Source organism: Candidatus Poribacteria bacterium, assembly GCA_016866785.1.
Lineage (GTDB): Bacteria > Poribacteria > WGA-4E.
Window position 1 is genome coordinate 17,254 of sequence record VGLH01000053.1, and the last position, 10,562, is coordinate 27,815.

General features: G+C 63.9%; 8 protein-coding genes. 2 read left to right on the top strand and 6 right to left on the bottom strand.

The features are described from left to right. Nucleotides 1-158: 158 nt before the first annotated feature. Nucleotides 159-1,154: a hypothetical protein gene (locus FJZ36_09590; protein MBM3215152.1), complete on the top strand. Its 996-nt coding sequence runs from the start codon at nucleotides 159-161 to the stop codon at nucleotides 1,152-1,154. On the opposite strand, the gene FJZ36_09595 is transcribed toward FJZ36_09590, so the two are convergent. Then, the gene (locus FJZ36_09595) at nucleotides 1,151-2,512 is read right to left on the bottom strand and encodes a hypothetical protein (GenBank protein ID MBM3215153.1); all 1,362 of its coding nucleotides are present in this window, start codon (nucleotides 2,510-2,512) and stop codon (nucleotides 1,151-1,153) included. The genes FJZ36_09590 and FJZ36_09595 overlap by 4 nt on opposite strands. Before the next feature lie 1,517 nt (nucleotides 2,513-4,029). Here FJZ36_09595 and FJZ36_09600 point away from each other — a divergent pair. Then, nucleotides 4,030-5,193, top strand: coding sequence for a hypothetical protein (locus FJZ36_09600; protein ID MBM3215154.1), 1,164 nt, complete (start codon nucleotides 4,030-4,032; stop codon nucleotides 5,191-5,193). 17 nt (nucleotides 5,194-5,210) lie between these two features. Here the strand turns inward: FJZ36_09600 and FJZ36_09605 are convergent, their stop codons facing one another. The 5 genes from FJZ36_09605 to FJZ36_09625 form a co-directional block, all read right to left on the bottom strand. Continuing rightward, nucleotides 5,211-6,101 carry a hypothetical protein gene (locus FJZ36_09605; GenBank protein MBM3215155.1) on the bottom strand — a complete coding sequence of 297 codons (891 nt, stop codon included), beginning with the start codon at nucleotides 6,099-6,101 and terminating at the stop codon, nucleotides 5,211-5,213. Between the two features lie 80 nt (nucleotides 6,102-6,181). Then, a complete protein-coding gene (locus FJZ36_09610) occupies nucleotides 6,182-7,711 on the bottom strand; it encodes a hypothetical protein (GenBank protein ID MBM3215156.1) in 1,530 nt (509 codons plus the stop codon). A 167-nt stretch (nucleotides 7,712-7,878) separates the two neighbouring features. Further along, complete coding sequence (locus FJZ36_09615) at nucleotides 7,879-8,415, bottom strand: RNA methyltransferase (protein ID MBM3215157.1); 537 nt, start codon at nucleotides 8,413-8,415, stop codon at nucleotides 7,879-7,881. Continuing rightward, a complete protein-coding gene (locus FJZ36_09620) occupies nucleotides 8,412-9,197 on the bottom strand; it encodes a phytanoyl-CoA dioxygenase family protein (GenBank protein ID MBM3215158.1) in 786 nt (261 codons plus the stop codon). The genes FJZ36_09615 and FJZ36_09620 overlap by 4 nt, the downstream gene beginning before the upstream one ends. 97 nt (nucleotides 9,198-9,294) lie before the next feature. Further along, nucleotides 9,295-10,326, bottom strand: a complete 1,032-nt coding sequence (locus FJZ36_09625; GenBank protein MBM3215159.1) for a hypothetical protein — start codon at nucleotides 10,324-10,326, stop codon at nucleotides 9,295-9,297. Nucleotides 10,327-10,562 lie beyond the last annotated feature (236 nt).

Here is a 10,562-nt window from a genome sequence, read left to right on the forward strand (position 1 = left end):
TACTGGGCGCGGAGTATAGCACAGCGGCGCGAGCCCGTTACCGGACGGGTGGCAGATGACTCTCCTGCGCGTCGGAGTACTCCGATTGCCGCATCGCATGGCGCGCGCGATAATCGGTGCGCAGGCGATGTTCGCGACGCTCGCACGAGGCATTCTGCATGGCAACTTGGTTTCTGCTCGCAGCCGCTGCGATGGGTTCGGCGTCTCCCACAAGCGGCTGGATACGTCCCGTGTCCGACAGCGAAGCGCTTGTGTGGGGGCGAACGGACGGCGTGGTGTTCGGCATCCCGTCGGACGGCGGAATGCCGGGCCCTCGCGGGCTGGTTCGGATCGGCATCTGGAACGCTGAGACGGAGAAGCCGGAGCTCATCAACTTCGTCGCCATCGAACCCGTCGTGGCGGGAGGCGGCTCGCGGTTCCAACGCATGGCGTTCAGCGAGTTGGAGCCCAGCATGCTCGACGCACCGGCTCGTGGCAAGCGGCTCTCGGCAGTCGGCGACGTCTGCGGAACGTTGGAGGGTGACCGCCTAACCGTCCGAATCGAAGTGGAGCCCTTTACCGCGAACGGGGCGCACGTCTACCTGTTGGCGACCATGTCGAGCCATGCGCCGGACGAGGTCGCGTTCCAGGTATTCCACCACGACGACAGCGCGCCTATCGAGGAGCACACACTGACGGCGACGATGGGCAACTACGAACGGCTTCGACGCCTCTGGCTGGCGGATCGCGTGATCGACAGCCGGAAGCTCTACGCCGGATATGACGGCGACGCCTTTGTCGAGCGCGACGCGTACCCCCTCAGCGACACGATCCGCACGCCAAATGGCGACGCGCTGGTTGTCGCGAGCTCGGACGAATCAGACCCGGCGAGCGTGGCGATCGACCATCCCTGGTGGCGGTACAAGTCGGTCAAGCTGACGCAGTATTGGCGCGTTCCGGCGGCGCATGTGCAGCCCGACCTGCGCGTCCGCGTCAACGGACGGCGCGTCTACTGGGCGAACACGCTGGAGATCCCGGGCGGCATCTCGTTCGAGAACTTCGAGGTCCGGCAGCGGTACGCGCCCGGACAGGTGTCGGTGTTTGGGCTGTCCAGGCTAACCCCGTGGCAGCTCGTCCCATCGCTCGCAGGCTTCCTGCCGGAAGAGGCGGACTAGTCCAGACGCGTGAACGCCCAGTCCGTGTCCACAGCGCCCGAGTGGCAGCCCCAGCAGGTCGCTCCCCACGCAATCTCGCGGAACGGTTGATCCGCCGCGTCGCGGACGTACTCGATGAACCTCCAGTCGCCGTGCGCCGGGTCGATGCCCTTCACCTTCCACATGACGGCGACCAAGCCGATGAAGTCCCGTCCGGGTCGCGTGGCATCCTTCACGATGATCGTGCCGTCCGGATACGGGAACACCTGCTTGCCGCCCGGCGCGATGACGTTACGTCGCTGGTTCGTGTAGACGTTCTTGGTGCCGTTGTGGGGGTCCGCTGCACGTGGCGGGATCGGCTCGGCGTTCAGACGGAGCCAGCGCTCGTAGCCAGCGGTATCGACCGGCAAACCCGGGAGCGGCTCGTCGAGCACGACCTCCAGCCCGAAGTTGCGCGCGACGATCACGAGATCGCTGATATCCACCACGCCGTCGCGGTTCACGTCCGCCTCGGGAATCGCGCCCTTCGCCTGGAGCTCGATCAGGAACGCCCTCGGGTCCTGGACATCCTTGAAGTCCTCAGCAGTGAGCTCGACCGTCTGTCGCTCGGGTTCCGCGTCCTCCCCGTAGTCGCACCCCAGCGCCAGACCCATTAGCAGAAGCACGTAGACAAGCGAGTACCTCATCCGGTCGCCTCCCTCATCCGGTCGCCTGCTTGCTGACACCATCTCGACGCACCTCAGCCCGGTGTCGGCGTTACCCTCAACCGGACCACGAGGTCGCGGATGATACTTCGCGAGAAGACTCAATGCCAGAACGTGTACGTATGGATGTGCGTCAGAACGCCGTAGATGTTGAACGCGCCGCCGACGAGGAAATCGCCGAGGATGAGCCCCATGAAGAACGGGATGGAGCTTCGGTACGCCGGGAGACCGCCGTGGCGAAGGATCGCCGATTTGGCGAGCCAGCTCACGAAGATGGAGGACCAGAACCAGCTCGCCGACCAGTTGATGCTGCTGGCGAGGGGATACGCCACCGGATGGAGGGGCCACCATACGAACCGGTACCGCAAGAGACTCAGCCCAGACACTGCGCCAAACCCGACGAACATCGCGACGATGGCAGCCGCGTTGGGCGACGGCGAGAACGTCAGCCAGTCTGCGAGACGGTTCCACGCCTCCCAACCGAAGCCGCCGTCGAAGTCCTGTCGGTAGCGGACATCGAGATACGCCCAGAACCCAGCAAGCGTTCCGAGCACCGTGGCGATTGCCATGGCGAGGGCGAGTCGCCGGGCGTTCATCCCGACCTGTTCCGCCATCTTGAAGCCTTCGAGCTGGTGGGGCATCGGGTGGCATCGCTGGGCGCGCGTGATGCCCCATCCGAGCGTCACCGCGGTCAGGTTCCTCGGACCCAAGGCACGCGCGCCGAACGTGTTGACCAGGATGGTGTCAGGTCCCACGTTGTAGAGCTCGTTGACCGGAGCCCCGAGCTCGGCGCGCAAGCGCACGACCGCCAGCGACAGCCCGAAGAACGCGGCGAAGAAGATCGTCGCCACCCACAGAGACATGCCTGCGCGCACCCAGAAACCGAGCAGGAACACCGATGCCACGACGAAACCAACCGCTGCCAGGCGGTACGGCATCGGCTCGGAGGCATCGTCCAACCGGTTCCGCCCGGTGAGATGTCGCGCGACTGCCGACAAATGTCGCCGGGCGTTCCACACGGCGAAGGCTCCCACTGCCAACCATGCGCCAGATGCCTGGGGCTTCACGTAAGGAAACTCTGGAAGTTGCCGCAGTCCGAGGACGTCGCCGACGACGAGCTGAGCCTTCCACACCCAGTAGAAGACCCATGTAGAGAATGAGAGCGACAACGGCATGAAGAAACTCAGCCCGATGGCGAACGGGAAGAAGCAGACCGGCGTCCAGCCGATCGCTGACCAAGGCTTCTCCTTGAGCAGAGGACTGAGCTCGACCGTGCGAGTGGGGAGCAGCGGAATCATGGGGTAGAAGTCGTGGAGACCGTTGACCAGATCGATTGCGCCGGCGATGGCGAACCCCGCCCACATCATTCGATTCCCGAGGAAGGCTCGCGAGCCGCCGTCTGTCGTCAGGCGCAACGGCAGTTGGATGATCGGATAGCTCAGTTTCTCGACTGCCGTCCACTGTCGCGCGAGCAGAGCGTTCAGACACAGCATGGCGAGCATCAGCGCGACGAGAAACAACGACCACCACGCGACGGGCCCCGCCCAGGCGCGGAGCACACGAGAGGCGTAAAGCGTGTAGCCCTCCTCGTAGTGACCTCGGAGGACCGAAAGATCGGACACCGTGAGCCACGCGGGAATGTGCCTGAAGAAGAGCGGCTGCCACTCGTTCTCCGGCGTGGCGAACCAGAAGGCGTGACCGAGAATCGGGGCGAGCACCTGAAGGATGTCGTGCCCAGCGATCACCGTCGACAGGTTGAGCATCGCGTAGACCGTCAACAGCTCTCCTTGACTGAACGCAGCGCGAGGCACCAGGCGCTTGAAAACACCGTTCAGCAGGACGAGCGCGAACACGACCATGATCGACGTGTAGACCACGGACACGGTCGTCGGCGTCGGCGTCTGGATGGAGAAGTAGCTCGTCGGAGGGATCAGCAAAGCGCCGAGGAGCACGGAGCGAGCGCTGACCATGCCGGGAGGTCGCCGAGTCCGGCTCATCGAAGCTCGACTCCTATGTCTCTACGCGGTCGCCTCTAGTCTGCTGAGCGCACAGCATACCACCTCGTCCGTCGCGATGCGGTCGCGCCGATGCGCCTGGGCGCGGGCCCGTTGTCGGGGACTCGCGTGTGGGCTATTCAGTCAACGTGCGCCGCAGTTCAGAAAGGCACGAAAATGTCCGAAGCCGCGACGAAGATGGACGGGATCCATGGTCTGCTGCCGAGAGATCAGATGGCGGAACCGGCGAGACGGTTGCGCGATACGTACGCGATCACGCCGGGGCTCCCGCTCATCCGCACGGAGTTCGGGTACTACTGCATCGACCGGTGGCGCGAGCAGGGGCTGCCTCAAGACGCCTCGTTCGCGAAGGAGTTCGAGTACGAACCCATCGGCAGCCATGGACTTGGGCAGCTCGGATGGTGCGAAGCCGCGTTCTCACCGGCATGGGAGACCAAGGTACTCGAAGATCGAGGCGACTACGAGTTGGTTCAGGACTACGCGGGTAGGCATGTCCTCTACTTCCGCGGGCGGCGCAATGGATTCATGCCGGAGTACGTCGATCATCCGGTGAAGGACCGGCGAACCTGGGAAGAGGACGTCGCGTGGCGTCTGGACCCGACGACGTCATCGCGCTTCGAAAACCTGCCGGAACGTATGGAGCGCGCGCAAGCGGCTGCGAGACAGGGCTACATGATCAGCCAGGGGTTGGTCGGCGGCTACATGTACCTGCGTAGTCTGATCGGACCCGAGGCGCTTCCGTACGCCTGGTACGACATGCCGGATGTCGTCCACTCGTGCATGCAGGCGTGGTTCGACCTGGCAGACACCGTCATCGCGCGGCACCAGGAATATGTCACCATCGACGAAATCTTCCTGGCGGAGGACATCTGCTACAACCACGGGCTGCTCGTTTCGCCGCAGATGATGGGCGAGTTCTTCTTCCCGTACTACCAGCAGCTCATCGCCAACCTGAGATCGCGACAGATCGACAAGTCCCGCCATCTCTACGTCCACATCGACACCGACGGGAACTGCTATCCGGCGATCCCCGTCTATATGGCGAACATCGACATGGATGTGATGAGTCCGATGGAGGTCGCGTCCGACTGCGATGTCGTCGATATCGGTCGCAGGTATCCCCACCTGGTCATCAAGGGCGGCATCGACAAGCGCGTGCTGGCGAAGACGACGGGCGACATCGACCGCATGCTGGAGTACATCCTGCCAGCGATGCGCGCGCGCGGCGGCTACATCCCGACCTGTGACCACGGCGTGCCGGAGGAGGTGTCCCTCGACAACTACCGCTACTACCGGAAACGCGCCATCGAGCTCGGAGGACGACCGACCGGGACGGCGTGAGAGCATGACCGTACGCCCTATGGCGCTGTCATGGCATTCCTCGACGGCACAACGCGACCGACCAGGTGCAGTGGCAGCTTCGCCTGTGGTAGCTCGGGAAGCGAAGTCGCGAAGTCGATATCTCCATTGAGCTCGTAGTCGAGCGGCTCCTCCTTGCTGAGCGCTTGGTACGCGGCGATGCCGATCTGGAGCGTGTTCAGCTTGAGAGGGATCTCGACGACGCTCTCGCCGAGCTCGGCGACCGCCGTCGGATCGTCGAGGAGACCGGTTGCCCACGGCTTGCCGTTGACCCGCAGTCCGTACTCGAATCGCCGGATGAGTGCCGAGAAAGCGTTCGGGTTCAAGACCCGCACGCGGAGCGCCATCTCGGCTCCGAGTAGGTTCAGCCGCTTGATGTCTAGGCGGTCGATGCTCAGAGCAGGTCGCTTGATCATCGGCAGCGTACCCTCGCGTCGGAGCGGGATGCGCACATTGCCGAGGACGGGCAGGCGGAAGCCGAGCCCGCATTCGAATGCGTACTTCGACCGTTCTTCGTTGCCAAGCGATGCGAACGCGCGGTACACGTCGTCGAATGCCAGCGATACAGGAACCTGCACCACGCTCTCGCCCCGCGCGTCGACGTCGATTCCCTGGTCCTGTACGCCCTGGACGGCAACGTTGCCGTTGAGCGAGAGCTTGTAGTCGAGCGACGCCAGATGGATGCCGACGGAGTTTGGATTACTGACGCGCACATCGAACACGAGGTCTGCCCGATGCCAGTCGAGGCTCGTCAGGCGGCTGCTCGTCAGCTCGACGCCCGGACGCCGGAACCCCCCGTGCAGGACCATCCTCACGACGGCGCAGCCTGACAGCGACACGATCACAAGCGCGAAAGCCGCAACGGCGACACGTCGCCGGATTCTCCTCATCGTGCGAGGTTCCTCGACAGTGCCAGCGGGGCAAACAGCGAAGCTCTCATCGGTCGATCCTTGAACCTGCAGAACCACGCCTAGTCGGTGGAGGCGTTCAGACCGATCTCGACGGCGTGCGAGCTGCGGTTCTCGATCCGACTTGGACCGGTGAACACGTTGCCGACGATCACGGCGCGGCGCACCTCCTCGCCGATCTCGACTTGGGCGGCATCGGTCCTGAACTCGCAACCCCGGACGAGTAGCGTGCCGCCCGACGCCTGGATCGCGGCGCGCCCTTCCTTGCCGCGATCCCACTGCATGAACGTGCAGTCGGAGAAGCCGACGGTTCCCCCGCCCGCGACCTTGGCGATCTGGTTGTTGGGGCCCCAGTACGCGCAGTTCGAGAAGCGCACGCTGCCTCGGTTCGTCTCCGACACCACGATCATCGTGGGATCGGGACCGTGGAACGACACGAACTCCCCGTTGGTGATCAGCAGACCCATCGGCGCGCACTGATCGACCTGGAGCGCGACGTAGCAGTCGTCAGCGCCGATCCCGAGGAAGTTGCCGTTGCAGACGCCGTTCTTGGTTTGGATGAACCGGTAGCCGATCTCGTAGCCGAAACAGAAAGTGTTGAGCACGTACTGCCAGTCGGTTCTGCCGAAGATGAAGGCTTCGCCGTTCTCCATCTGCCACTGGAACAGCTCCTTCTCCATCGAGAACCACGGGTTGAAGTGGACGTTCTCGATGCGCCCGATGTCGTAGATGGCATCCACATAGACGCCACGGCGAAGCGGCTGTCCCTGCACGTTGCGAACGAGGTGGCGCTGGTTGTGCGAGCAGTCCACCGCGTTGTAGGGGTTGAGCAGCTCGCAGTCGATCAGCGACGGGTTGTTGCCTCGCATCGCGACCGTCCACGGGTACGGCGTCGGGATTCCGGCGGGTTGCTGCTCCGGATAGTAGACGACCACGCCGCGCAGCGTGGCGTTCTCCTGGATCGTGATGAAGGGAAACCCATCCTCGCTCCCCTTGCCGCCATAGGGCATCAGCACCGTGCCGTACTCTGGCTTCGCGGGGCTGCGATCTCGGATGCCGGCGTGGGCTGGTGCGGCAGCGAATACGCCCTCCAGCGTCACGGCACGTGGGATCGTCAACGATCCGTCGAAGCGGTACTTGCCGCGCGGCACGAAGACGATGCCGCCTCCGGCTGCGCCCATGGCGTCCAGAGCCGACTGGAACGCCGACGTGTCATCCGCTGAACCGTCTCCCTTGGCTCCGTAGTCCAACACGCTGATCCGCGAATCGGTGTTTTCGGACATGGGATCCTCCGCCGTGAAGCCTGGACTGCCGCGCAGCATGGCTGCGAGACTGATTGCGACAATTGCCACGAAGCGCATCGAGGGACCTCCATACCGTGTAGCACGCCGGCTCACAGCGAGTCGGGTCGAAGCGTGACGAACTCGAGGACGCTGACCAGCGCAACGCCGTCCGGCGCTCGAAGCGTCTCGCGCCACTGTCGGTAGAGCCCCTCCGAGTACCACGCCTGCCAAATCGCGTGCGTCGGCTGCGGATCGGCGAAGCCGGGCGCGCTCGACTCCGGTATCGACAGCAGCGTCGCTTCGTGGCATCCGCCGGTCAGACACTGCGCTCGCAGCGCTTCGAGCCGCCGATGCGCTTCGGCGTCCGAGAGACCGTCATCCCGGCGGAACAGGAGCATCGTCGTCGTGACTTCCATGGCAGCCTCCGACGTTGGGGTTCCAGGTCAGTACACCATAGCACAGGATCGAGCCAAGGCTCAGTGCCCGCGCACGTGGAGGACGTGGTACGCGACGATGCCCAGCGACACGGCAACGTTGAGCGACGCGCCCTTGCCGTACATCGGAAGGAAGACGACGCGATCACAGCAGGACAGAATGCGGCGAGGGATGCCGTGGTCCTCGTTCCCGACGACGAGCGCGACTCGCTCGGGGTAGCTGATGGCGTCGTAGGGAGAGGCATCCTCGGTGAGTTCTAGTGCGATGCGCTCGAATCCATCGTCTCGGAGCCGCGCCAGCGCCTCCGAGGCATCGGCGTCGTGCTCCCATCGAACGCGACGGTCCTTGTGTCGACCCGTCTTTGCGATCAGTCGATGAGGGGGCTGCGGCGTGATGCCGGTCAGAAGCATCCGGTCGACTCGGCTGGCATCGGCGATGCGGAAGGCGCTCCCGACGTTCACCGGGTCTTCGACGTCATGGAGCACGAAGGCGAGTTCGACGTTCGGCCGGTCGAGCTCGCGCACGAACCGCTTCAGCGCCGTCCCGTGGAGGGGTCTGCGGTCGGTGGTCTCGTTCACGGCAGGTTGACCGGTGTGCCTCCGATGTTCTCGAACCGGAAGAGCCGCTTCGCCCGGTCAGACAGCCCGTCATACGTGTCCTGCGGCATGGAGATCGGAGGGTAGTGCGTCTTCAGCCAATGCTTCGAGTAGATGAACGCCAGGTTCGGCCGAGCGTGGTCCGACGTGTTGGGCGTTCCGCGATGCCACATCCGCATGTCGCGGATGAGCAAGGAACCGGCGGGCATCAGGACACGCGCCGAGTGCATCAGCGGCGCCAGGGCAGCCATGTCGATGCCCGTCGGCATGAGGTGCGACCCACCGGGCCAGATTTCGACGGCTCCGTTCTCCACGGTGAAGTCCACCAACGGCACGTTCATGACGATGCTGTAGGTCGGCAACGGCTGGCAGTCCGTGAAGAGACCGTGGATATCCGAGTGGACACGCTGATAGTCCGATCCTGGCAGAGGTGTATCCGAGGCGAAGTAGTGGCACACGCAGTCTTGCCCAAGCAGCGCGTCGAGGACCTGGAGCGCCATCGGGTGTGTCGTGATGCGCGGGTCCGTGAAGGGCGCGATGAACGGAAGATGCATCTGGAACCGATTCGCGCCGCGATTGGGATCGGTTCGCGCGACGTACGCCTCGAATGACCGCATGAACGCCGCGTGGAGCTCCCGAACCAGCGCATCCGGCAGCATGCGCTCGAGCAGGACGTAGCCATTCATCCGAACAAGTTGCACGACGAGGCTCAGGCGCTCCTCGTCGAGCGATCCCCGGTCGCGTTCTGTTGGGGTCAACGTCACTTCGCGCTCCTTGTCGTCCTGGTGAACTGCCCTTGCAGGTGCTCACTGATTCAGTAGCCTCTTGCGTCGTGCAGTCAACGAAGATCGATGGGCATGGCTACCGCCGTCGGGGGAGCGCGTTTGAACGTCCCCACAGGTCGTTCAAGGCTTTGGCGTGCTTCTGCCAGCTCTGGCAGGCCTGAGGCACCGCGCTGGTATGAACCCACGGCTTATCCAAGCCCGTCAGGTGATCGTCGAGTACATGTGGCACGACGTCGACCTGAGCCGGGCCCTGAAGCAGACTGCCGTGGACAAAGCTTAGGACCTGGAAAAGCGGTTCCAGGCACTTCCATAGCTGATTCAGCCCTAGTCTCGACTGTGCACGCGTGAGGCTCTGGCGACTGAAGTTATCTGCCGTGTGCGCGATGTGCTTGTTCACGAACTGCTCGAGATCGGTGATTGGCTTCGACTTGAGCAGCTTGTCCAACCAGTTGAACCAGTCGCAGTCGATAGGCTCAGTGCGCCGACGTGCCCGTCCGGCCTGGGTGACGAGGTCGCCAAAGTGACGAGACGACCTGGCAAGTCTGTCGAAGTCCTGGTGAGCAAGCTCGGAATCACGCCACGGCGCCGTGTAGACCCCAGCCGGTTCCGCCCCGCAGAACGGCCACCTGTCGTGCACGGGAACGTAGTCGTACGGCAACCCGTCGTGTGCAACATAGACTTCACGTGTGAAGAGGCATCGGTGCTGCTTGATGTCGTCCAGCAGTCGTCGGAGCGAAATGACGCCCTTGAGCGTGTTCTTCGGCTGAGGATCGAGCAGCCGCCGGATGGCAAGCGCCTGCGATACGTAGAACTGGTCGCAGAACATGCGCAGGATCCAGGGGTTCGGATACGCGTCGGCGGGGCGCTCCCGGTCACTGTGCGCGAGCAGATCCACGACCGTTGAATAGAGCGTCAGGTTCCATGAAACGTCCTGGACTTGGCACCAGATGGCGCGGCGGTTCCGCCCATCGATCCACTCGAGCCACTCGCGCCGCTTGCGGTGGAACTCCTGGAGCTTGGCTCTGTCCAGCACATCACATCTGGCGATAGCAGTCACACGCCCCACGCTGGCGATCCCTTTCTTCTTCTGCGAGCAAGACGGCTCCATCCAGCGAGCGTCTCGTCATTCCGATGTGGTCAATGTGACCGCCTTGCCGGAGGCACTCGACTCGAGCCCCGCCAGCAGAATCTCGGTGATATGCCGCGCCGTATGAGCGTTCTCCAGCGGCGGCTGCACGCCCTTGCGGATGCAGTCCAGGAAATGCTCGTGGAGCCCGCCGACGCCGACGCTGCACTCGATGGCTTCCGCTGCCACGGGAGCGTGTTCGCGCGTATAGGAGGTCG